Consider the following 18,680-nt stretch of genomic DNA (forward strand, 5'->3'; position numbering starts at 1 on the left):
TGCTACTTATTCCTCAATTTTACCGCCAGCAGCTTCGATAGCAGCACGAGCACCTTTAGTAACACGCAGGCCACGAACAGTTACCGGAGTAGAAACTTCACCAGCCAGGATCACTTTCGCGAACTCGATCTGGATACCGATAATGTTTGCTGCTTTCAGCGTGTTAAGGTCTACAACGCCGCCTTCAACTTTCGCCAGGTCAGACAGACGGATTTCCGCTGTGATCGCTGCTTTGCGAGAGGTGAAGCCGAACTTCGGCAGACGACGGTACAGTGGCATCTGGCCACCCTCGAAACCGCGACGTACGCCACCGCCAGAACGAGAGTTCTGACCTTTGTGACCACGACCACCGGTTTTGCCGAGGCCAGAACCGATACCACGACCCAGGCGTTTACCCGCCTTTTTAGAGCCTTCGGCCGGAGACAGAGTATTTAAACGCATCTCTTACTCCTCAACTTTAACCATGAAGTAAACCGCGTTGACCATACCACGAACAGCAGGAGTATCCTCGCGCTCAACGGTATGACCAATACGACGCAGACCCAGGCCAAGCAGCGTTGCCTTGTGTTTCGGCAGACGACCGATTGCACTGCGGGTTTGAGTGATTTTAATAGTCTTTGCCATGGTCAATTACCCCAGAATTTCTTCAACGGATTTACCACGCTTGGCAGCGACCATTTCTGGAGAATTCATATTTTCCAGGCCATCAATAGTTGCACGAACCACGTTGATCGGGTTGGTGGAACCATATGCTTTAGCCAGAACGTTATGAACTCCAGCAACTTCCAGAACGGCGCGCATTGCACCACCGGCGATGATACCGGTACCTTCGGAAGCTGGCTGCATGAATACACGAGAACCCGTGTGAACACCTTTAACTGGGTGTTGCAGGGTACCGTTGTTCAGCGCGACGTTAATCATATTGCGACGGGCTTTTTCCATCGCTTTCTGGATCGCTGCTGGAACTTCACGCGCTTTACCGTAACCAAAACCAACGCGACCGTTGCCATCACCCACTACAGTCAGAGCTGTGAAGGAGAAAATACGACCACCTTTAACGGTTTTAGATACGCGGTTTACCGCGATCAGCTTTTCCTGCAGTTCGCCAGCCTGTTTTTCGATGTGAGCCATCTTACACCTCTACCTTAGAACTGAAGGCCAGCTTCACGGGCAGCATCTGCCAGTGCCTGGACACGACCATGATATTGGAACCCGGAACGGTCAAAGGAAACATTGCTGATGCCTTTTTCCAGAGCGCGTTCAGCGACAGCTTTACCTACAGCTGCTGCGGCGTCTTTGTTACCGGTATACTTCAATTGTTCTGAGATAGCTTTTTCTACAGTAGAAGCAGCTACCAGAACTTCAGAACCGTTCGGTGCAATTACCTGTGCGTAAATATGACGCGGGGTACGATGTACCACCAGGCGAGTTGCACCCAGCTCTTTGAGCTTGCGGCGTGCGCGGGTCGCACGACGGATACGAGCAGATTTCTTATCCATAGTGTTACCTTACTTCTTCTTAGCCTCTTTGGTACGCACGACTTCGTCGGCGTAACGAACACCCTTGCCTTTATAAGGCTCAGGACGACGGTAGGCGCGCAGATCTGCTGCAACCTGACCGATCAGCTGTTTATCAGCGCCTTTCAGCACGATTTCAGTCTGAGTCGGGCATTCTGCAGTGATACCGGCCGGCAGCGGATGCTCAACAGGGTGTGAGAAGCCCAGAGACAGGCCTACTGCATTCCCTTTGATAGCTGCACGATAACCTACACCAACCAGCTGAAGCTTTTTAGTGAAGCCTTCGGTAACACCAACAACCATTGAGTTCAGCAGGGCACGCGCGGTACCAGCCTGAGCCCATCCATCCACGAAACCATCACGTGGACCGAAGGTCAGAGCGTTATCTGCATGTTTAACTTCAACAGCTTTGTTGAGGGTACGAGTCAGCTCGCCGTTTTTACCTTTGATCGTAATAACCTGACCGTCGATTTTTACATCAACGCCGGCAGGAATAACGACCGGTGCTTTAGCAACACGAGACATTCTTTCCTCCGATTAGGCTACGTAGCAGATAATTTCGCCACCAAGACCAGCCTGGCGCGCTGCACGATCAGTCATAACACCTTTAGAGGTAGAAACAACTGCGATACCAAGACCAGCCATTACTTTTGGCAGCTCATCTTTTTTCTTATAGATGCGCAGGCCTGGGCGGCTGACACGCTGAATGCTTTCTACAACAGCTTTACCCTGGAAATACTTGAGAGTAAGTTCCAGTTCCGGCTTGGTGTCGCCTTCAACTTTAAAATCTTCGATAAAACCTTCTTCCTTCAGCACGTTGGCAATTGCCACTTTCAGCTTGGCGGAAGGCATGGTGACCGCAACTTTGTTCGCGGCCTGACCGTTACGGATACGGGTCAGCATATCCGCGATCGGATCTTGCATGCTCATCTGTCTTTACTCCCGTGATTCAATTGGTAATTACCAGCTAGCCTTTTTCAAGCCTGGTACTTCACCGCGCATGGCGGCTTCACGCAGTTTGATACGGCTCAACCCAAACTTGCCCACATAACCATGTGGACGACCTGTTTGACGACAGCGGTTACGCTGACGAGACGGGCTGGAATCACGCGGCAGAGACTGCAGCTTGAGAACCGCATTCCAACGATCTTCGTCGGAAGCGTTCACATCAGAAATGATCGCTTTCAGTTCAGCGCGTTTAGCGAAGAATTTATCAGCTAAAGCTACGCGCTTTACTTCGCGTGCTTTCATTGATTGCTTAGCCATTCAGTAACCCTACCTTACTTGCGGAACGGGAAGTCAAAGGCAGCCAGCAGAGCACGGCCTTCTTCATCAGATTTCGCAGTAGTGGTAATGGTAATATCCAAACCACGCACGCGGTCGACTTTATCGTAGTCGATTTCTGGGAAGATGATCTGCTCACGGACACCCATGCTGTAGTTACCACGACCGTCGAAAGACTTAGCGGACAAGCCACGGAAGTCACGGATACGTGGAACAGCAATAGTGATCAGGCGCTCAAGGAACTCCCACATGCGTTCGCCACGCAGAGTTACTTTACAGCCGATCGGATAGCCCTGACGGATTTTGAAGCCTGCAACAGATTTGCGTGCTTTGGTGATCAGCGGTTTTTGACCGGAGATTGCTGTCAGGTCAGCTGCTGCGTTATCCAGCAGTTTCTTGTCAGCGATCGCTTCACCAACACCCATGTTCAGGGTGATCTTCTCGACCCGAGGGACTTGCATGACAGAATTGTAGTTAAACTCAGTCATGAGTTTGTTAACTACTTCGTCTTTGTAGTAATCATGCAGTTTCGCCATCGTACTACTCCAAATTACTTGATAGTTTCGCTGTTAGACTTGAAGAAACGGACTTTTTTACCGTCTTCGAATCTAAAGCCTACACGGTCAGCCTTACCGGTAGCCGCATTGAAGATTGCAACGTTAGAAACCTGAATAGCAGCTTCTTTTTCAACGATGCCGCCTGGTTGGTTCAGGGCCGGAACCGGCTTCTGATGTTTCTTAACCAGGTTGATACCTTCAACGACGAGTTTGCCGGAAGACAGAACATTTTTTACTTTACCGCGTTTACCTTTATCTTTACCGGTTAACACGATAACTTCGTCATCACGACGGATTTTCGCTGCCATGATTCGCTCCTTAGAGTACTTCTGGTGCCAGAGAGATAATTTTCATGAACTTCTCAGTACGAAGTTCACGAGTTACCGGCCCAAAGATACGCGTGCCGATAGGCTGCTCGCTGTTATTGTTTAAAATAACGCATGCATTACCATCGAAGCGAATGACAGAACCGTCAGGGCGACGAACACCCTTCTTGGTGCGCACCACTACCGCCTTCAGCACATCACCTTTTTTGACCTTACCACGTGGAATTGCTTCCTTGATGGTGATCTTGATGATGTCGCCTACGCCTGCGTAGCGACGGTGCGAGCCACCCAGAACCTTGATACACATTACGCGACGTGCACCGGAGTTGTCGGCGACGTTCAGCATAGTCTGTTCTTGGATCATTTTAGTGCTCCGCTAATGTCAACTACTACCTGAGACTCTAAAATCAGAGCCGTTAAAAAGCCCCATATCGAGGGCGCGGCATTATAACACCGCTTCTGCAATATGGGTAGAAAAAATAAACGGCTCATCGCTGAGCCGTTTATTCGTATTGAGAATGCGTACTCTATTACAGAACCGCTTTCTCTACAACGCGAACCAGCGTCCAGGACTTAGTCTTGGACAGTGGACGGCATTCACGGATTTCAACCTTGTCGCCGATACCACATTCGTTGTTCTCGTCATGTACGTGCAGTTTGGTCGTACGCTTGATGAATTTACCGTAGATCGGGTGTTTCACAAAACGTTCGATAGCTACAACAATGGATTTCTCCATTTTATCGCTAACAACACGACCTTGCAGAGTACGGATTTTATCGGTCATTACGCACCCGCCTTCTGAGTCAGTAAAGTCTTAACGCGCGCAACATTGCGACGCACTTGCTTCAGCAGGTGAGTCTGTTGCAGCTGGCCACTTGCAGCCTGCATACGCAGGTTGAACTGCTCACGCAGCAGGTTCAGCAGCTCAGCGTTCAGCTCTTCAACGCTTTTTTCACGCAGCTCTTTTGCTTTCATTACATCACCGTCTTAGTTACAAAGGTGGTTTTGATAGGCAGTTTCGCTGCTGCCAGGCCGAAGGCTTCACGGGCCAGCTCTTCCGGAACACCGTCCATTTCATAAAGGACTTTGCCCGGTTGGATCAAGGCAACCCAGTACTCCACGTTACCTTTACCTTTACCCATACGAACTTCCAGTGGCTTCTCGGTGATCGGTTTGTCCGGGAATACACGGATCCAGATCTTACCTTGACGCTTAACTGCACGGGTCATTGCACGACGTGCTGCTTCGATCTGACGTGCAGTCAGACGACCACGGCCAACAGCTTTCAGACCGAAAGTGCCGAAGCTAACATCCGTACCCTGCGCCAGACCACGGTTGCGGCCTTTGTGCACTTTACGGAATTTTGTACGCTTTGGTTGTAACATCAGCGACGCTCCTTATTTACGGCCTTTACGCTGCTGCTTTTTAGGTTGAGCAGCCGGTTTTTCCGGTTGTTCAACAGCAGCCATACCACCCAGGATCTCACCTTTGAAGATCCATACCTTAACGCCGATTACACCGTAAGTGGTGTGCGCTTCAGAGGTGTTGTAGTCGATGTCAGCACGCAGAGTGTGCAGCGGTACGCGACCTTCGCGGTACCATTCGGTACGTGCGATTTCCGCGCCGCCCAGACGGCCGCTAACTTCAACTTTGATACCTTTAGCGCCCAGACGCATTGCGTTCTGTACAGCACGCTTCATAGCACGACGGAACATAACACGACGTTCCAGCTGAGAAGTGATGCTGTCAGCAACCAATTTAGCGTCCAGTTCAGGCTTACGAACTTCAGCGATATTGATCTGTGCAGGAACGCCAGCGATATCCGCTACGACCTTGCGCAGTTTTTCTACGTCTTCGCCTTTCTTACCGATAACGATGCCAGGGCGAGCAGTGTGAATAGTCACACGGATGCTCTTAGCTGGACGCTCGATAACGATACGAGATACAGACGCTTTAGCCAGTTCCTTAGTCAGGTACTGACGTACTTTAAAATCGCTGTCCAGGTTGTCAGCGAATTCTTTGGTGTTCGCAAACCAGGTAGAGTTCCATGGTTTTACAATACCCAGGCGAATACCATTAGGATGTACTTTCTGACCCATTGCTAGTCTCCAGAGTCTCAGCGATCGGACACAACCACAGTAATGTGGCTGGTGCGCTTCAGGATGCGATCTGCACGACCTTTCGCACGCGGCATAATGCGCTTCATGCTTGGGCCTTCATCTACGAAAATTTTCGCGACTTTCAGATCGTCGATGTCAGCGCCATCGTTGTGTTCAGCGTTAGCAATGGCAGATTCCAGTACTTTCTTGACCAATACCGCAGCTTTCTTGTTGGTATAGGTCAGGATGTCCAGGGCCTGCGACACTTTCTTACCGCGAATCAGGTCAGCAACAAGGCGAACCTTCTGTGCAGAAGAACGAGCATGGCGATGTTGAGCTAAAGTTTCCATCTCTTCCTCCTACCTTATTTCTTCTTCGCTTTTTTATCAGCAGCGTGGCCGCGATAAGTACGAGTCGGTGCGAATTCACCCAGTTTGTGACCAACCATTTCGTCGGTAACAAAGACTGGAACGTGCTGACGACCATTATGGACAGCGATGGTCAAACCGATCATGTTAGGAAAGATCGTTGAACGACGGGACCAAGTGCGCAGGGGCTTCTTGTCTCCGCTTTCCACCGCTTTCTCTACCTTCTTCAGCAAGTGCAGGTCAATAAAAGGACCTTTCTTGAGAGAACGTGGCATGGCTTATCCTCTAAAATTATTTGCTACGGCGACGTACGATAAATTTATCAGTACGCTTGTTGCTGCGGGTCTTCTTACCTTTGGTCTGAACGCCCCACGGAGTTACCGGGTGCTTACCAAAGTTACGACCTTCACCACCACCATGTGGGTGGTCGACTGGGTTCATCGCAGTACCGCGAACGGTAGGACGAACACCACGCCAGCGTGCAGCACCAGCTTTACCCAGAACGCGCAGCATATGCTCAGCATTGCCAACTTCGCCCAGAGTAGCGCGGCAGTCTGCTTCGACTTTACGCATTTCACCAGAACGCAGACGCAGGGTGACATAAGCACCGTCACGCGCAACGATCTGAACGTAAGTACCCGCGGAACGCGCCAGCTGACCGCCTTTACCTGGTTTCATTTCTACGTTATGAACGGTAGAACCAACCGGGATATTGCGCATCGGCAGGGTGTTGCCTGCTTTGATTGCAGCATCAACGCCAGACTGAATCTGGTCGCCAGCTTTCAGGCCTTTAGGGGCCAGGATGTAACGGCGTTCGCCATCTTTGTACAGAACCAGCGCGATGTTCGCGGAACGGTTCGGATCGTACTCAAGACGCTCAACAACTGCTGGGATACCGTCTTTGTTGCGTTTGAAGTCAACAATACGATAAGCCTGCTTGTGGCCACCACCGATGTGACGAGTGGTGATACGGCCATTGTTGTTACGACCACCGGATTTGCTGTTTTTTTCCAGCAACGGAGCAAAAGGTTTGCCCTTGTGCAGCTCAGGGTTAACCACTTTAACTACGTGGCGACGACCCGGAGATGTCGGTTTACATTTAACAACTGCCATTGTATTACTCCTCCGACTTACTCAGCGCCGCCAACGAAGTCCAGGTTCTGGCCTTCTTTCAGGGTGACGTAAGCTTTTTTCCAGTCGCTACGACGACCGATACGCTGTCCGTGACGTTTAACTTTCCCTTTAACTACCAGGGTGTTAACGACTTCGACTTCGACTTCAAACAGTTTCTGCACAGCAGCTTTGATCTCTGCTTTGGTCGCGTCTTTAGCAACTTTGAGAACGATGGTGTTTGTTTTTTCCATCGCAGTAGACGCTTTTTCAGAAACGTGCGGTGCGCGCAGCACCTTCAGCAGACGTTCTTCACGAATCATGCCAGCATCTCCTCAACTTGCTTAACAGCATCAGCAGTCATTACGACTTTGTCGAAGGCGATCAGGCTAACCGGGTCGATACCAGTCGCGTCGCGTACGTCAACCTTGTGCAGGTTACGCGCGGCCAGGAACAGGTTCTCGTCCAGCTCACCGGTGATGATCAGCACATCTTCCAGAGCCATGTCTTTCAGTTTCTGTGCCAGCAGCTTAGTTTTAGGCGCTTCAACAGAGAACTTCTCGACAACGATCAGACGATCCTGACGTACCAGTTCGGACAGAATGCTTTTCAGCGCGCCGCGGTACATCTTTTTGTTAACTTTTTGACTGTGGTCCTGTGGACGCGCAGCGAAGGTCACGCCACCTGAACGCCAGATCGGGCTCTTGATAGAACCTGAACGCGCACGGCCGGTACCTTTCTGGCGCCATGGCTTTTTGCCTGAACCAGTTACTTCAGCACGAGTCTTCTGAGCACGAGTACCCTGACGAGCACCAGCTGCATAAGCAACAACAACCTGGTGAACCAGCGCTTCGTTGAAATCACGACCGAAGGTAGTTTCGGAAACAGTCAGCGCGCTCTGCGCGTCTTTCAATACTAATTCCATTGCTATCCCCTTACGCCTTCACAGCTGGTTTAACGATCAGGTCGCTACCGGTTGCACCCGGGACCGCACCTTTAACCAGCAGCAGGTTGCGCTCAGCGTCAACACGTACTACGTCCAGGCTCTGAACGGTTACACGTTCGTTGCCCAGCTGACCTGCCATTTTCTTGCCTTTGAACACTTTGCCCGGAGTCTGGTTCTGACCGATAGAACCCGGAACGCGGTGAGACAAGGAGTTACCGTGAGTAGCGTCCTGGGTACGGAAGTTCCAGCGCTTAACGGTACCAGCAAAACCTTTACCTTTAGAGGTACCGGTTACGTCAACTTTTTTAACGTCAGCAAACAGCTCAACGCTAATGTCCTGACCTACGGTGAACTCTTCGCCTTCAGCAAGACGGAATTCCCACAGACCACGGCCAGCTTCAACGCCAGCTTTAGCGAAGTGACCCGCTTCTGGTTTGGTTACACGGTTAGCTTTTTTAGCACCAGTGGTAACCTGAATAGCGCGGTAGCCATCGTTAGCCAGATCTTTAACCTGAGTAACGCGGTTTGCTTCAACTTCGATTACGGTTACTGGGATAGAAACGCCATCTTCAGTGAAGATGCGGGTCATACCCACTTTTTTACCGACTAAACCAATCATTGTTTCAACCTCTCAATCGCTCGATGACCTGATTAACCCAGGCTGATCTGCACGTCTACACCGGCAGCCAGATCCAGACGCATCAGAGCATCAACGGTTTTCTCAGTTGGCTCAACGATGTCAACCAGACGCTTGTGAGTGCGGATTTCGTACTGATCACGCGCATCTTTGTTAACGTGCGGAGAGATCAGAACGGTAAAGCGCTCTTTGCGGGTCGGCAGCGGGATCGGACCACGGACTTGCGCACCAGTGCGCTTAGCAGTCTCGACGATTTCCGCGGTTGATTGATCGATCAGACGATGATCAAACGCTTTAAGGCGGATACGGATTCTTTGGTTCTGCATGAGACCAGAGCTCCAATTATTTTATAAACGAAAATGATTACTCCTCAAACCCATTACGATTGATGGGAGAGTGTAACCGTTCTTACGTAGCTCCCCAATTGGGAGCATTGTTGAGTAACAAAGTGAGCTACTCTGGTTCAGATTGAACCCGCCGTCAATTACGACAAGCCCGCGCATTATACGTAAATCTGGGGAAGACGCAAGTGCCGTTTAGAAATTAAGCGCTAAAGACGTACTCTGCGTAAGGCCTCGCATTTTTTTATGCAAAGTATCCCTTCTCAACTCTTTGTCTGAAGCCGCTACGCAATTGCTGTTTTTGCACATTGCCGGACATGCAGATTATTACGAGTATGCGCTCAAACCGTTTTGAGGCTCTCGCTATGCTACTGTCCCTCCCCTTTCTGGTGATCTATTTTGCGTTATCGGCCTTGCTTGTTCGCACCGATATTCGCACGGGGCTTCTTCCCGACAAATTTCTTTGCCCGCTGCTATGGACCGGCCTGCTTTACCAGCTGTGCCTCCATCCTGATTTTTTGCCGAGCGCGGTGGTGGGTGCGCTGGCAGGATACGCCGGATTCGCCGTTATCTATTGGGGATATCGCCTCATCTGCCGACGTGAAGGTATGGGATATGGCGACATAAAATATCTGGCGGCGCTGGGGGCATGGCATGGCTGGTGTGTACTGCCAGTACTGGCACTCGTAGCCGCGTTAATGGCTCTGCTGTATCTGGTTGCTTTCTCGTTGTTTACTCCTGATAAGCAGGCATTAAAAAACCCACTGCCTTTTGGGCCATTTCTGGCGGCAGCGGGTTTATGCGTTGGCTGGGAAAGCCTGATTAACTTTCCACTTTGATCTGAGACTGAAGGTAGTTCTGTAGGCCAATTTTGCTAATGAGATCCAGTTCGGTCTCAAGCCAGTCGATGTGCCCTTCTTCATCGGCCAGGATCTGGATCATCATATCGCGGCTGACGTAGTCATGTACGCTGTCCGCATAGGCAATGGCTTCACGCAGGTCTTTTGCACCCTCCAGCTCCAGCCGGAGATCAGAACGCAGCATCTCTTCGACATCTTCTCCGATGCCCAGTTTTCCGAGATCCTGTAGGTTAGGAATGCCTTCGAGGAATAAAATACGCTCAATGTATTTATCGGCGTGTTTCATTTCATCAATGGACTCATGGTATTCAACATCGTTGAGGCGAGTCAGTCCCCAGTTTTTGAACATTCTTGCATGGAGAAAATACTGATTGATTGCGACAAGCTCATTTCCCAATAATTTATTGAGATAACTTATGATTTTAACATCACCTTTCATTATATAGTCCCTCCGCTTCCACTCATTGAAGCGTAGATCGGGCTACGGGGATGTCAAAAAAAAGATAGAGGCTTACGCGATCTCTTTGAATTCCGGGATCTGCATCAGTTCGTCCTGCATGATCTCACGCGCTGCGCGAACGCATTTACCGCATTGATTTCCCACCGGAACAAACTTGCGAAGCTGCTGGAAAGATTGTGGTTGAAACTGGCGAACGGCCTGACGAATTTTTTTGTCGCTTACACCATTACATAAACAAACGTACATAAAGACTCCCGTTCAAAATATGCGCAAAGTGTAAGTGAGAATGGTTATGATTACAATAGCACAGGCGCCGGAATACGTGGCGGGAGAAAACAAAAAATGCGAATTTTTATGACAGCGACTTTACGGTAGAAAACAAAAAAGGACGCCGAAGCGTCCTTTATATTTCAGGGATAATTAATTAGCCCAGAACTTTAGCAACAACGCCCGCGCCAACGGTACGGCCGCCTTCACGGATTGCGAAACGCAGACCGTCGTCCATCGCGATTGGGTGGATCAGAGTCACAACCATCTTGATGTTGTCGCCTGGCATTACCATCTCTACGCCTTCTGGCAGTTCGATGGTACCGGTCACGTCAGTTGTACGGAAGTAGAACTGTGGACGGTAGCCTTTGAAGAACGGAGTATGACGGCCGCCTTCGTCTTTGGACAGAATGTACACTTCAGATTCGAACTTGGTGTGTGGCTTGATTGAGCCTGGCTTCGCCAGAACCTGACCACGTTCGATTTCTTCACGTTTGATACCACGCAGCAGAACACCAACGTTCTCACCAGCACGGCCTTCGTCCAGCAGTTTGCGGAACATTTCAACGCCAGTACAGGTAGACTTCGCAGTCTCTTTGATACCAACGATTTCAACTTCTTCACCAACTTTGATGATACCGCGCTCTACACGACCGGTAACAACGGTACCACGACCGGAGATGGAGAATACGTCTTCGATTGGCAGCAGGAATGGCTTGTCAATCGCACGCTCTGGTTCTGGGATGTAAGAATCCAGGTAGCCAGCCAGTTCGATGATTTTCTCTTCCCACTCTGCTTCGCCTTCCAGCGCTTTCAGCGCGGAACCACGAACGATTGGAGTGTCGTCGCCTGGGAAATCGTACTGAGACAGCAGTTCACGAACTTCCATCTCTACCAGTTCCAGCAGCTCTTCGTCATCAACCATGTCGCACTTGTTCAGGAACACGATGATGTAAGGAACGCCTACCTGACGACCCAGCAGGATGTGCTCACGAGTCTGAGGCATAGGGCCGTCAGTCGCAGCAACAACCAGGATCGCGCCGTCCATCTGCGCAGCACCGGTGATCATGTTTTTAACATAGTCGGCGTGGCCTGGGCAGTCTACGTGTGCGTAGTGGCGAGTCGGGGTGTCATACTCAACGTGAGAAGTGTTGATGGTGATACCACGAGCTTTTTCTTCTGGTGCGTTATCGATCTGATCGAAAGCACGAGCAGCACCGCCGTAGGTTTTAGCCAGTACGGTAGTGATTGCAGCAGTCAGGGTAGTTTTACCATGGTCAACGTGGCCGATAGTACCAACGTTGACGTGCGGTTTTGTACGTTCAAATTTTTCTTTAGACACGGCTATATTCCTTACTATAGTGCTCTCCCCTTCGGAGAGAGCACGGGACTTAGGTTTTAATCCTGTGGATTACTTACCACGGGCTTCGATAACGGCCTGAGCAACGTTGTTCGGCGCATCATCATACTTCAGGAATTCCATAGTGTATGATGCACGACCTTTGGTCAGTGAACGCAGCTGAGTTGCATATCCGAACATTTCAGACAGCGGAACTTCAGCGTGGATCTTAACGCCAGTTACTTCGGATTCCTGACCACGCAGCATACCGCGACGACGGCTCAAGTCACCGATAACGTCACCGGTGTTCTCTTCAGGAGTTTCTACTTCAACCTTCATGATCGGCTCAAGCAGAACTGGTTTTGCTTTCTTAAAGCCTTCTTTAAAGGCAATAGACGCAGCCAGTTTAAACGCCAGTTCAGAGGAGTCAACGTCGTGGTAAGAACCGAAGTGCAGACGAACACCCATATCTACAACCGGGTAACCAGCCAGAGGACCAGCTTTCAGCTGCTCCTGGATGCCTTTATCAACGGCAGGGATGTATTCGCCAGGAATTACACCACCTTTGATGTCGTTGATGAACTCGTAACCTTTCGGGTTAGAGCCCGGCTCCAGTGGGTACATGTCGATCACAACGTGACCGTACTGACCGCGACCACCAGACTGCTTAGCGTGTTTACCTTCAACGTCGGTAACTTTCGCGCGAATCGCTTCGCGGTAAGCAACCTGAGGTTTACCCACGTTCGCTTCAACGTTGAATTCACGCTTCATACGGTCAACGATGATGTCCAGGTGCAGTTCACCCATACCAGCGATGATGGTCTGGTTAGATTCTTCATCAGTCCATACACGGAATGATGGGTCTTCTTTCGCCAGACGGCCCAGAGCCAGACCCATTTTTTCCTGGTCAGCTTTGGTTTTTGGTTCAACTGCGATGGAGATTACCGGCTCAGGGAATTCCATACGCTCCAGAATGATCGGGTGATCCGGATCACACAGAGTGTCACCAGTGGTCACGTCTTTCAGACCGATAGCAGCAGCGATGTCGCCCGCACGAACTTCTTTGATCTCTTCACGTTTGTTAGCGTGCATCTGTACGATACGGCCAAAACGTTCACGCGCCGCTTTCACGGAGTTCAGGATGGTGTCACCGGAGTTAACCACACCAGAGTAAACGCGGAAGAAGGTCAGGTTACCCACGAATGGGTCGGTAGCAATTTTGAACGCCAGTGCAGAGAATGGCTCTTCATCACTTGCGTGACGCTCAGCCGGAGTATCTTTACCGTCGTCCAGGATGCCGTTGATCGCAGGAACGTCAATCGGGGATGGCAGGTAGTCAACTACCGCATCCAGCATCGCCTGAACACCTTTGTTCTTGAACGCAGAACCACAGGTTACCAGGATGATTTCGTTGTTCAGAACGCGCTGACGCAGAGCAGATTTGATCTCTTGCTCAGACAGTTCTTCACCACCCAGGTATTTTTCCATCAGCTCTTCAGAAGCTTCTGCTGCGGATTCGATCAGGTTCTGGTGCCATTCGTCAGCCAGGTCCTGCATCTCTGCCGGGATATCTTCGTATTCGAAGGTAACGCCCGCATCTGCTTCGTTCCAGTTGATGGCTTTCATTTTCACCAGGTCGATAACGCCGGTGAAGCCTTCTTCAGCACCAATTGCCAGCTGAAGCGGAACAGGGTTCGCGCCCAGACGGGTTTTGATCTGGCCAACAACTTTCAGGAAGTTAGCACCCATACGGTCCATTTTGTTAACGAACGCGATGCGTGGAACTTTATATTTGTTTGCCTGACGCCATACGGTTTCAGACTGTGGCTGAACACCACCAACTGCGCAATAAACCATTACCGCGCCGTCAAGAACACGCATGGAACGTTCTACTTCGATGGTGAAGTCAACGTGCCCTGGGGTGTCGATGATGTTTACGCGATGCGGTTCGTACTGCTTAGCCATACCTGACCAGAATGCAGTAGTCGCTGCGGAGGTGATAGTAATACCACGCTCCTGCTCCTGTTCCATCCAGTCCATGGTGGCTGCGCCGTCATGAACTTCACCGATTTTATGGTTTACACCGGTGTAGAACAGAATACGTTCGGTAGTAGTGGTTTTACCGGCGTCGATGTGCGCACTGATACCGATGTTACGGTAGCGTGCGATGGGTGTTGTACGAGCCATTTGATTCCTCGTTTATATCTTTAGGCGTTCAGTTAAGTTACCCAGAGCGGGCGGCTTCTCTGAAGCGCCCGCCTGGTGACTACGACTCCGAAGGGATTACCAACGGTAGTGTGCGAACGCCTTGTTGGCTTCTGCCATACGGTGAACGTCTTCACGTTTCTTAACTGCGGTACCTTTGTTTTCCGCAGCATCAGAAAGTTCGTTCGCCAGACGCAGAGCCATGGATTTATCACCGCGTTTACGAGCAGCTTCAACGATCCAACGCATTGCCAGAGCATTACGACGAACCGGACGAACTTCAACTGGAACCTGATAAGTAGAACCACCAACGCGGCGAGACTTAACTTCTACAGTCGGGCGCACGTTGTCGAGAGCGACTTCGAAGGCTTCCAGTTCATTTTTACCAGAACGCTGAGCCAGGGTCTCCAGCGCGCTGTATACGATTGCTTCTGCGGTAGATTTTTTACCATCTACCATCAGGATATTTACAAATTTTGCCAGCAGTTCTGATCCGAATTTCGGATCTGGAAGAATTTTACGCTGACCAATGACGCGACGACGTGGCATGGGATTACTCCGTTGTTAATTCAGGATTGTCCAAAACTCTACGAGTTTAGTTTGACATTAAGATAAATCAGTTTGGCCTTACTTAACGGAGAACCATTAAGCCTTAGGACGCTTCACGCCGTACTTGGAGCGAGCCTGCTTACGGTCTTTAACACCTGAGCAGTCCAGCGCACCACGAACGGTGTGGTAACGAACACCCGGAAGGTCTTTAACACGACCGCCACGGATCAGGATCACGGAGTGCTCCTGAAGGTTGTGACCTTCACCACCGATGTAGGAAGTCACTTCAAAACCGTTAGTCAAACGCACACGGCATACTTTACGCAGTGCGGAGTTTGGTTTTTTAGGAGTGGTGGTATATACACGAGTACATACGCCACGTTTCTGCGGGCAGGCTTCCAGCGCAGGCACGTTGCTTTTTGCAACTTTGCGTGCACGTGGTTTGCGTACCAGCTGGTTAACTGTTGCCATTAAATAGCTCCTGGTTTTAGCTTTTGCTTCGTAAACACGTAATAAAACGACCTCATACAATATGAGGACGCGAAATTTTAGGGCTACGTCGAAAAGGTGTCAAGAAATATACAGCGATCTCAAATCACCAGTTCATTTGACTGGCGTGCGTCACAGTAAGATTGACGAAATCAGTATAGCCAACCACGTCAATTTTGGCTGAAATTTGACCAGAAAGACCCCGCGCATCCAGATCCTCTTTCAGCGCAGAGACTGTAATGGGGGCATTCGCGAGGATTTCAACAAAACGGCTGCCTTCAAGCGCCGCGAGCACGCCATCCTGAATCAGCAGCAGATCATCACCTTCGCGCAGCATGCTCAGTAACGTGTCGATATCACATTGCCACGGTGAACGGCTCAGGGTATGGAGCATGACAGCCTCAGAAAGTCAGAACGGTATCGTAGTGAGAGAGTTGTTCGCGCAGCGCAGCAGATGTCAGGATCGTCACGTCCAGCACGAACGGTGTTATCTCGTTTAACCCACGCGCGGCCAGCGAGTCGGCGCACACATAGAAGGTTTCAATGTCATAGAGCGGCAGAACTTTAAAGGTCGCAATGTAGTCGCGCGCAAGAATGGCCTGCGGTTGTTGGCCTGCCAGAAGCTGGAATACGCCATCGCCTAAAAAGAAGACCCCGATATCTTCGGTTAATGCCGATGTCGCGAGCAATGCATCCAGCCCTTCCCGGCCTGAAGCGCTGCCATGCGGCGCAGAAGTAAAAACAAACGCTACGCGCTTCATCAAAATTGCACCACTCTGTCGCAGGTCAACGCCGCCTGTGCCAGGGCACCTAGACCACTGAGGGAAAAGCCCGGTTGCAGGTTAACCCCCGCCAGACCAAGGCGTTCGGCTTCGGTCGCATCCGTCACGCCGCGACGCAGTGCCGCCGCGACGCAGATATGCAGGTCAACGCCCTGCGTTTCGTTTAATTTTTGCCAGGCGCGCACAAGGTCAAACTCATCGCTCGCCGGGGACGTAAACTGGTTCGCGTTATAGACCCCTTCACGATAGAAGAAGACGCTTGCCAGTTCATGACCGGCATCAAGCAGCGCATGGGCAAACTGTAGCGCGCTGCTGGCCTGCTGGGTACCGTACGCCGGGCCCGTCACCATTAACGCAAAACGCATTACTTGTCTTGTCCCAGAAAGTCGCCGCTTTTGAACTGGCGAATATAGAGGTAAACCGTGTGTTTGGAGATATTCAGGCGATCGGCCACCTGGTTGATGGCATCTTTGATATCAAAAATCCCTTTCTCATAGAGGTTCAGGACGATCTGACGATTCTTGGCGTTGTTGGATACGTTGCGATCGGCATTCACCTCTTCAATGGTGAACTCCAGCGTCTGGGTCACGAGATCCTCAACCGAAGAAGCAAAGTTCACCGATGAGCCCACGTCCGGCGTTTCTGGCGGGATGAAGGTGCTCATGATTTGCGAGAATGGCACATCAAGGTTCATGTTGATGCACAGCAAACCGATTACCCGGTGTTCGCGGTTTCGAATCGCGATCGTTTCTGATTTCATCAGCACGCCGCTTTTGGCGCGGGTGAAATAGCATTTTGAGACGCTGCTGTCCGCGCCGGTCATGTCATGCAACATACGCAATGCAAGGTCGGTGATTGGCGAACCAATTTTACGGCCAGTGTGCTCACCATTCGCAATGCGGATAGCGGAACACTTAAGATCTTGCAGGGAATGCAATACGATTTCGCAGTGGGAACCAATGAGCATCGCTAACCCGTCCACTACCGCTTCGTAGGATTTCAGAATATCGAAGTCGGTCTGGTCAAATGGACGTTGATCCAGCAAATCAAGTTCACTGGTTTCGTTGGTTAAAAGCGACCTGGACATGAAAAAAACACTCCTTTTCAGGAGCCTGTCGTTAGGTTTTCAGGGCAGGCTCATTATCTACACGGACAACTAAATTAATACAGCGTGTATAACGCTTTCCAGTGTTAATTATATCTGCCCCACAATAAAAAAACCGCCGCCTGTAAAGGCGGCGGTTTTTTTCAGCATTACTTCTTAGCTGCTGCGGCTTTGTCGTCAGCCGGTGCGTCTGTTTTCGCATCCGCTTTCGGCGCCGGTTTGATGTCCAGCAGTTCTACATCAAATACCAGCGTGGAGTTAGCCGGGATACCCGGAACGCCGGTTTTGCCGTAAGCCAGATCCGGTGGGATGACCAGCTTGATTTTACCGCCTTTCTTGATGTTCTTCAGGCCTTCGGTCCAGCCCGGGATCACACCATCCAGACGGAAGGAGAGAGGCTCACCACGGGTATAAGAGTTATCGAACTCTTTACCGTCGATCAGCGTACCTTTGTAGTTCACCACAACGGTGTCGCTGTCTTTAGGCGCGTCGCCAGTACCTTCTTTCTCAACCTTATAGATCAGGCCAGTAGAAGACGTTTTAACGCCTTTCTCTTTAGCGAACTTGTCGCGGTAGGCTTTGCCTTTCGCTTCGTTATCTTTAGCATCTGCTTCCATCTTGGTCTGAGCGGCGCCTTTCACGCGCGCTTCAAACGCTTGCAGAGTCTGCTCGATTTCCTGGTCAGACAGTTTGCTCTTGTCTGCGAACGCATCCTGGACCCCTGCGATCAGCTGGTTTTTGTCCAGTTTGATGCCCAGTTTCTCTTGTTCTTTCAGAGAGTTTTCCATGTAACGACCCAGAGACGCGCCAAGTGCGTAGGCGGATTTCTGGTCGTCATTTTTGAATGCCGCTTTGCTGTCTGTAGTCGCAGCAGGCTTCGCAGCAGTATCAGCAGCGAAAGACAGCGGCGCATTGAGCGCTACAGCCATAGTGGTCGCCAGCAGCGTAACTTTAAACAGTGATTTCATCCATATCTCCAGGACCTGAGGTCTCTCACCCCAGTGTTAAACGTAAATGAGTGACGTACTATAAAACGTTGTGGAAGAAATCTACAGACAGACTCCCCCGAATGTCGCTTCTTTTCAGACTATTTTTGTTTAAATAAGTTTCTTGTCAGGGAGATGGATACTGTACTTAAGGAAAAAGTCAGCTAAACTTCGCCGCCGCTGGTCCATTATGGCGAACGACAGATAAACGAGGTGAATGATGAAGGATACAACGATCGAAGCGAGACTGGCTGAGCTGGAAAGCCGCCTGGCTTTTCAGGACATCACCATCGAAGAACTGAACCAGACCGTGACGGCCCATGAGCTTGAAATGGCAAAACTGCGCGATCACATGCGCCTGCTGACTGAAAAGCTGAAGGCCACGCAGCCGTCAAACATTGCCTCTCAGTCAGAAGAGACGCCACCACCTCATTATTGAGGCGTAAAAAAAG

Annotated in this window: 34 protein-coding genes; 2 read left to right on the forward strand and 32 right to left on the reverse strand. The window is 50.6% G+C overall.

Annotated features, from left to right (window positions below; genetic code table 11):
• Positions 1-6: 6 nt before the first annotated feature.
• The 21 genes from rplO to rpsJ form a co-directional block, all read right to left on the reverse strand.
• Entirely contained in the window at positions 7-441 is a 435-nt protein-coding gene (rplO, locus tag L384_RS17340) for a 50S ribosomal protein L15 (protein ID WP_003863304.1), read from the reverse strand.
• Positions 442-444: 3 nt separating this feature from the next.
• Positions 445-624: a 50S ribosomal protein L30 gene (gene rpmD, locus L384_RS17335; RefSeq protein ID WP_003863301.1), complete on the reverse strand. Its 180-nt coding sequence runs from the start codon at positions 622-624 to the stop codon at positions 445-447.
• Between the two features lie 6 nt (positions 625-630).
• A complete protein-coding gene (gene rpsE, locus L384_RS17330; protein ID WP_003863299.1) occupies positions 631-1,131 on the reverse strand; it encodes a 30S ribosomal protein S5 in 501 nt (166 codons plus the stop codon).
• Positions 1,132-1,145: 14 nt separating this feature from the next.
• Positions 1,146-1,499, reverse strand: a complete 354-nt coding sequence (gene rplR / locus L384_RS17325) for a 50S ribosomal protein L18 (protein WP_003863297.1) — start codon at positions 1,497-1,499, stop codon at positions 1,146-1,148.
• A gap of 9 nt (positions 1,500-1,508) precedes the next feature.
• Positions 1,509-2,042: a 50S ribosomal protein L6 gene (gene rplF, locus L384_RS17320; RefSeq protein ID WP_003863296.1), complete on the reverse strand. Its 534-nt coding sequence runs from the start codon at positions 2,040-2,042 to the stop codon at positions 1,509-1,511.
• A gap of 12 nt (positions 2,043-2,054) precedes the next feature.
• The gene (gene rpsH, locus L384_RS17315) at positions 2,055-2,447 is read right to left on the reverse strand and encodes a 30S ribosomal protein S8 (RefSeq protein ID WP_006178918.1); all 393 of its coding nucleotides are present in this window, start codon (positions 2,445-2,447) and stop codon (positions 2,055-2,057) included.
• A gap of 30 nt (positions 2,448-2,477) precedes the next feature.
• On the reverse strand, positions 2,478-2,783 hold the full coding sequence (gene rpsN / locus L384_RS17310) for a 30S ribosomal protein S14 (protein WP_003863291.1): 306 nt from the start codon (positions 2,781-2,783) through the stop codon (positions 2,478-2,480).
• Between the two features lie 14 nt (positions 2,784-2,797).
• Positions 2,798-3,337, reverse strand: coding sequence for a 50S ribosomal protein L5 (rplE, locus tag L384_RS17305; protein ID WP_003863290.1), 540 nt, complete (start codon positions 3,335-3,337; stop codon positions 2,798-2,800).
• 14 nt (positions 3,338-3,351) lie between these two features.
• Positions 3,352-3,666, reverse strand: coding sequence for a 50S ribosomal protein L24 (rplX, locus tag L384_RS17300; RefSeq protein ID WP_003863287.1), 315 nt, complete (start codon positions 3,664-3,666; stop codon positions 3,352-3,354).
• 10 nt (positions 3,667-3,676) lie between these two features.
• Positions 3,677-4,048 carry a 50S ribosomal protein L14 gene (gene rplN / locus L384_RS17295; protein ID WP_002919748.1) on the reverse strand — a complete coding sequence of 124 codons (372 nt, stop codon included), beginning with the start codon at positions 4,046-4,048 and terminating at the stop codon, positions 3,677-3,679.
• A gap of 166 nt (positions 4,049-4,214) precedes the next feature.
• A complete protein-coding gene (rpsQ, locus tag L384_RS17290; protein ID WP_002438707.1) occupies positions 4,215-4,469 on the reverse strand; it encodes a 30S ribosomal protein S17 in 255 nt (84 codons plus the stop codon).
• Positions 4,469-4,660, reverse strand: coding sequence for a 50S ribosomal protein L29 (gene rpmC, locus L384_RS17285; RefSeq protein WP_003863282.1), 192 nt, complete (start codon positions 4,658-4,660; stop codon positions 4,469-4,471). The genes rpsQ and rpmC overlap by 1 nt, the downstream gene beginning before the upstream one ends.
• Positions 4,660-5,070, reverse strand: coding sequence for a 50S ribosomal protein L16 (rplP, locus tag L384_RS17280; RefSeq protein ID WP_002919759.1), 411 nt, complete (start codon positions 5,068-5,070; stop codon positions 4,660-4,662). The genes rpmC and rplP overlap by 1 nt, the downstream gene beginning before the upstream one ends.
• Positions 5,071-5,082: 12 nt before the next feature.
• A complete protein-coding gene (rpsC, locus tag L384_RS17275; RefSeq protein ID WP_000529945.1) occupies positions 5,083-5,784 on the reverse strand; it encodes a 30S ribosomal protein S3 in 702 nt (233 codons plus the stop codon).
• 17 nt (positions 5,785-5,801) lie between these two features.
• Positions 5,802-6,134, reverse strand: coding sequence for a 50S ribosomal protein L22 (gene rplV / locus L384_RS17270; RefSeq protein WP_002919773.1), 333 nt, complete (start codon positions 6,132-6,134; stop codon positions 5,802-5,804).
• 14 nt (positions 6,135-6,148) lie between these two features.
• Complete coding sequence (gene rpsS / locus L384_RS17265; RefSeq protein ID WP_001138117.1) at positions 6,149-6,427, reverse strand: 30S ribosomal protein S19; 279 nt, start codon at positions 6,425-6,427, stop codon at positions 6,149-6,151.
• A gap of 16 nt (positions 6,428-6,443) precedes the next feature.
• Positions 6,444-7,265, reverse strand: coding sequence for a 50S ribosomal protein L2 (gene rplB / locus L384_RS17260; protein WP_000301859.1), 822 nt, complete (start codon positions 7,263-7,265; stop codon positions 6,444-6,446).
• A gap of 17 nt (positions 7,266-7,282) precedes the next feature.
• Entirely contained in the window at positions 7,283-7,585 is a 303-nt protein-coding gene (gene rplW, locus L384_RS17255; RefSeq protein WP_000617546.1) for a 50S ribosomal protein L23, read from the reverse strand.
• Entirely contained in the window at positions 7,582-8,187 is a 606-nt protein-coding gene (gene rplD, locus L384_RS17250) for a 50S ribosomal protein L4 (protein ID WP_000424395.1), read from the reverse strand. Before rplD ends, rplW begins: the two co-directional genes overlap by 4 nt.
• 10 nt (positions 8,188-8,197) lie before the next feature.
• Entirely contained in the window at positions 8,198-8,827 is a 630-nt protein-coding gene (gene rplC / locus L384_RS17245) for a 50S ribosomal protein L3 (RefSeq protein ID WP_003863274.1), read from the reverse strand.
• Between the two features lie 32 nt (positions 8,828-8,859).
• Positions 8,860-9,171: a 30S ribosomal protein S10 gene (gene rpsJ / locus L384_RS17240; protein ID WP_001181005.1), complete on the reverse strand. Its 312-nt coding sequence runs from the start codon at positions 9,169-9,171 to the stop codon at positions 8,860-8,862.
• A 380-nt stretch (positions 9,172-9,551) separates the two neighbouring features.
• On the opposite strand from rpsJ, the gene L384_RS17235 reads away from it, so the two are divergent.
• Positions 9,552-10,025 carry a prepilin peptidase gene (locus L384_RS17235; RefSeq protein WP_023323812.1) on the forward strand — a complete coding sequence of 158 codons (474 nt, stop codon included), beginning with the start codon at positions 9,552-9,554 and terminating at the stop codon, positions 10,023-10,025.
• Here L384_RS17235 and bfr read toward each other — a convergent pair.
• The 11 genes from bfr to fkpA all read right to left on the reverse strand — a co-directional run bounded on the left by bfr (position 10,009) and on the right by fkpA (position 18,210).
• A complete protein-coding gene (bfr, locus tag L384_RS17230; protein WP_003863270.1) occupies positions 10,009-10,485 on the reverse strand; it encodes a bacterioferritin in 477 nt (158 codons plus the stop codon). The genes L384_RS17235 and bfr overlap by 17 nt on opposite strands.
• Positions 10,486-10,557: 72 nt before the next feature.
• The gene (bfd, locus tag L384_RS17225; protein WP_003863268.1) at positions 10,558-10,752 is read right to left on the reverse strand and encodes a bacterioferritin-associated ferredoxin; all 195 of its coding nucleotides are present in this window, start codon (positions 10,750-10,752) and stop codon (positions 10,558-10,560) included.
• A 178-nt stretch (positions 10,753-10,930) separates the two neighbouring features.
• Complete coding sequence (gene tuf / locus L384_RS17220; protein ID WP_022651945.1) at positions 10,931-12,115, reverse strand: elongation factor Tu; 1,185 nt, start codon at positions 12,113-12,115, stop codon at positions 10,931-10,933.
• A 69-nt stretch (positions 12,116-12,184) separates the two neighbouring features.
• On the reverse strand, positions 12,185-14,299 hold the full coding sequence (gene fusA, locus L384_RS17215; protein WP_022651946.1) for an elongation factor G: 2,115 nt from the start codon (positions 14,297-14,299) through the stop codon (positions 12,185-12,187).
• A 96-nt stretch (positions 14,300-14,395) separates the two neighbouring features.
• Positions 14,396-14,866 (reverse strand): 30S ribosomal protein S7, encoded by a 471-nt coding sequence (gene rpsG, locus L384_RS17210; RefSeq protein WP_003861706.1) that lies wholly within the window; start codon positions 14,864-14,866, stop codon positions 14,396-14,398.
• Positions 14,867-14,962: 96 nt separating this feature from the next.
• On the reverse strand, positions 14,963-15,337 hold the full coding sequence (gene rpsL, locus L384_RS17205) for a 30S ribosomal protein S12 (RefSeq protein WP_000246815.1): 375 nt from the start codon (positions 15,335-15,337) through the stop codon (positions 14,963-14,965).
• A gap of 124 nt (positions 15,338-15,461) precedes the next feature.
• Positions 15,462-15,749 carry a sulfurtransferase complex subunit TusB gene (gene tusB, locus L384_RS17200; RefSeq protein WP_015571409.1) on the reverse strand — a complete coding sequence of 96 codons (288 nt, stop codon included), beginning with the start codon at positions 15,747-15,749 and terminating at the stop codon, positions 15,462-15,464.
• A 7-nt stretch (positions 15,750-15,756) separates the two neighbouring features.
• Positions 15,757-16,116 carry a sulfurtransferase complex subunit TusC gene (gene tusC, locus L384_RS17195; RefSeq protein WP_023323813.1) on the reverse strand — a complete coding sequence of 120 codons (360 nt, stop codon included), beginning with the start codon at positions 16,114-16,116 and terminating at the stop codon, positions 15,757-15,759.
• Positions 16,116-16,502, reverse strand: coding sequence for a sulfurtransferase complex subunit TusD (gene tusD, locus L384_RS17190; protein WP_023323814.1), 387 nt, complete (start codon positions 16,500-16,502; stop codon positions 16,116-16,118). The genes tusC and tusD overlap by 1 nt, the downstream gene beginning before the upstream one ends.
• Complete coding sequence (locus tag L384_RS17185) at positions 16,502-17,224, reverse strand: helix-turn-helix transcriptional regulator (RefSeq protein ID WP_003861697.1); 723 nt, start codon at positions 17,222-17,224, stop codon at positions 16,502-16,504. The genes tusD and L384_RS17185 overlap by 1 nt, the downstream gene beginning before the upstream one ends.
• Before the next feature lie 167 nt (positions 17,225-17,391).
• Positions 17,392-18,210, reverse strand: coding sequence for an FKBP-type peptidyl-prolyl cis-trans isomerase (gene fkpA / locus L384_RS17180; protein ID WP_003861695.1), 819 nt, complete (start codon positions 18,208-18,210; stop codon positions 17,392-17,394).
• A gap of 238 nt (positions 18,211-18,448) precedes the next feature.
• On the opposite strand from fkpA, the gene L384_RS17175 reads away from it, so the two are divergent.
• Positions 18,449-18,667 carry a protein SlyX gene (locus tag L384_RS17175; RefSeq protein WP_003861693.1) on the forward strand — a complete coding sequence of 73 codons (219 nt, stop codon included), beginning with the start codon at positions 18,449-18,451 and terminating at the stop codon, positions 18,665-18,667.
• Positions 18,668-18,680 lie beyond the last annotated feature (13 nt).

This window comes from Enterobacter sp. MGH 38 (assembly GCF_000492855.1).
GTDB classification, from domain to species: Bacteria; Pseudomonadota; Gammaproteobacteria; order Enterobacterales; family Enterobacteriaceae; genus Enterobacter; species Enterobacter hormaechei_C.

What these genes read in the sequence shown, in the direction of transcription:
- rplR (WP_003863297.1), bottom strand. Translation starts at nt 1,499, where the DNA reads ATGGATAAGAAATCTGCTCGTATCCGTCGTGCGACCCGCGCACGCCGC.
- fusA (WP_022651946.1), bottom strand. Translation starts at nt 14,299, where the DNA reads ATGGCTCGTACAACACCCATCGCACGCTACCGTAACATCGGTATCAGT.
- rpmC (WP_003863282.1), bottom strand. Translation starts at nt 4,660, where the DNA reads ATGAAAGCAAAAGAGCTGCGTGAAAAAAGCGTTGAAGAGCTGAACGCT.
- rpsS (WP_001138117.1), bottom strand. Translation starts at nt 6,427, where the DNA reads ATGCCACGTTCTCTCAAGAAAGGTCCTTTTATTGACCTGCACTTGCTG.
- tusC (WP_023323813.1), bottom strand. Translation starts at nt 16,116, where the DNA reads ATGAAGCGCGTAGCGTTTGTTTTTACTTCTGCGCCGCATGGCAGCGCT.
- rpsE (WP_003863299.1), bottom strand. Translation starts at nt 1,131, where the DNA reads ATGGCTCACATCGAAAAACAGGCTGGCGAACTGCAGGAAAAGCTGATC.
- rplE (WP_003863290.1), bottom strand. Translation starts at nt 3,337, where the DNA reads ATGGCGAAACTGCATGATTACTACAAAGACGAAGTAGTTAACAAACTC.
- rpsG (WP_003861706.1), bottom strand. Translation starts at nt 14,866, where the DNA reads ATGCCACGTCGTCGCGTCATTGGTCAGCGTAAAATTCTTCCAGATCCG.
- rplO (WP_003863304.1), bottom strand. Translation starts at nt 441, where the DNA reads ATGCGTTTAAATACTCTGTCTCCGGCCGAAGGCTCTAAAAAGGCGGGT.
- rplW (WP_000617546.1), bottom strand. Translation starts at nt 7,585, where the DNA reads ATGATTCGTGAAGAACGTCTGCTGAAGGTGCTGCGCGCACCGCACGTT.
- rpsC (WP_000529945.1), bottom strand. Translation starts at nt 5,784, where the DNA reads ATGGGTCAGAAAGTACATCCTAATGGTATTCGCCTGGGTATTGTAAAA.
- rplV (WP_002919773.1), bottom strand. Translation starts at nt 6,134, where the DNA reads ATGGAAACTTTAGCTCAACATCGCCATGCTCGTTCTTCTGCACAGAAG.
- rpsL (WP_000246815.1), bottom strand. Translation starts at nt 15,337, where the DNA reads ATGGCAACAGTTAACCAGCTGGTACGCAAACCACGTGCACGCAAAGTT.
- L384_RS17185 (WP_003861697.1), bottom strand. Translation starts at nt 17,224, where the DNA reads ATGTCCAGGTCGCTTTTAACCAACGAAACCAGTGAACTTGATTTGCTG.
- rplC (WP_003863274.1), bottom strand. Translation starts at nt 8,827, where the DNA reads ATGATTGGTTTAGTCGGTAAAAAAGTGGGTATGACCCGCATCTTCACT.
- rplF (WP_003863296.1), bottom strand. Translation starts at nt 2,042, where the DNA reads ATGTCTCGTGTTGCTAAAGCACCGGTCGTTATTCCTGCCGGCGTTGAT.
- rplB (WP_000301859.1), bottom strand. Translation starts at nt 7,265, where the DNA reads ATGGCAGTTGTTAAATGTAAACCGACATCTCCGGGTCGTCGCCACGTA.
- L384_RS17175 (WP_003861693.1), top strand. Translation starts at nt 18,449, where the DNA reads ATGAAGGATACAACGATCGAAGCGAGACTGGCTGAGCTGGAAAGCCGC.
- bfr (WP_003863270.1), bottom strand. Translation starts at nt 10,485, where the DNA reads ATGAAAGGTGATGTTAAAATCATAAGTTATCTCAATAAATTATTGGGA.
- L384_RS17235 (WP_023323812.1), top strand. Translation starts at nt 9,552, where the DNA reads ATGCTACTGTCCCTCCCCTTTCTGGTGATCTATTTTGCGTTATCGGCC.
- rplD (WP_000424395.1), bottom strand. Translation starts at nt 8,187, where the DNA reads ATGGAATTAGTATTGAAAGACGCGCAGAGCGCGCTGACTGTTTCCGAA.
- bfd (WP_003863268.1), bottom strand. Translation starts at nt 10,752, where the DNA reads ATGTACGTTTGTTTATGTAATGGTGTAAGCGACAAAAAAATTCGTCAG.
- rplX (WP_003863287.1), bottom strand. Translation starts at nt 3,666, where the DNA reads ATGGCAGCGAAAATCCGTCGTGATGACGAAGTTATCGTGTTAACCGGT.
- tusB (WP_015571409.1), bottom strand. Translation starts at nt 15,749, where the DNA reads ATGCTCCATACCCTGAGCCGTTCACCGTGGCAATGTGATATCGACACG.
- rplN (WP_002919748.1), bottom strand. Translation starts at nt 4,048, where the DNA reads ATGATCCAAGAACAGACTATGCTGAACGTCGCCGACAACTCCGGTGCA.
- tusD (WP_023323814.1), bottom strand. Translation starts at nt 16,502, where the DNA reads ATGCGTTTTGCGTTAATGGTGACGGGCCCGGCGTACGGTACCCAGCAG.
- rpsN (WP_003863291.1), bottom strand. Translation starts at nt 2,783, where the DNA reads ATGGCTAAGCAATCAATGAAAGCACGCGAAGTAAAGCGCGTAGCTTTA.
- rplP (WP_002919759.1), bottom strand. Translation starts at nt 5,070, where the DNA reads ATGTTACAACCAAAGCGTACAAAATTCCGTAAAGTGCACAAAGGCCGC.
- rpsJ (WP_001181005.1), bottom strand. Translation starts at nt 9,171, where the DNA reads ATGCAGAACCAAAGAATCCGTATCCGCCTTAAAGCGTTTGATCATCGT.
- rpsH (WP_006178918.1), bottom strand. Translation starts at nt 2,447, where the DNA reads ATGAGCATGCAAGATCCGATCGCGGATATGCTGACCCGTATCCGTAAC.
- rpsQ (WP_002438707.1), bottom strand. Translation starts at nt 4,469, where the DNA reads ATGACCGATAAAATCCGTACTCTGCAAGGTCGTGTTGTTAGCGATAAA.
- fkpA (WP_003861695.1), bottom strand. Translation starts at nt 18,210, where the DNA reads ATGAAATCACTGTTTAAAGTTACGCTGCTGGCGACCACTATGGCTGTA.
- rpmD (WP_003863301.1), bottom strand. Translation starts at nt 624, where the DNA reads ATGGCAAAGACTATTAAAATCACTCAAACCCGCAGTGCAATCGGTCGT.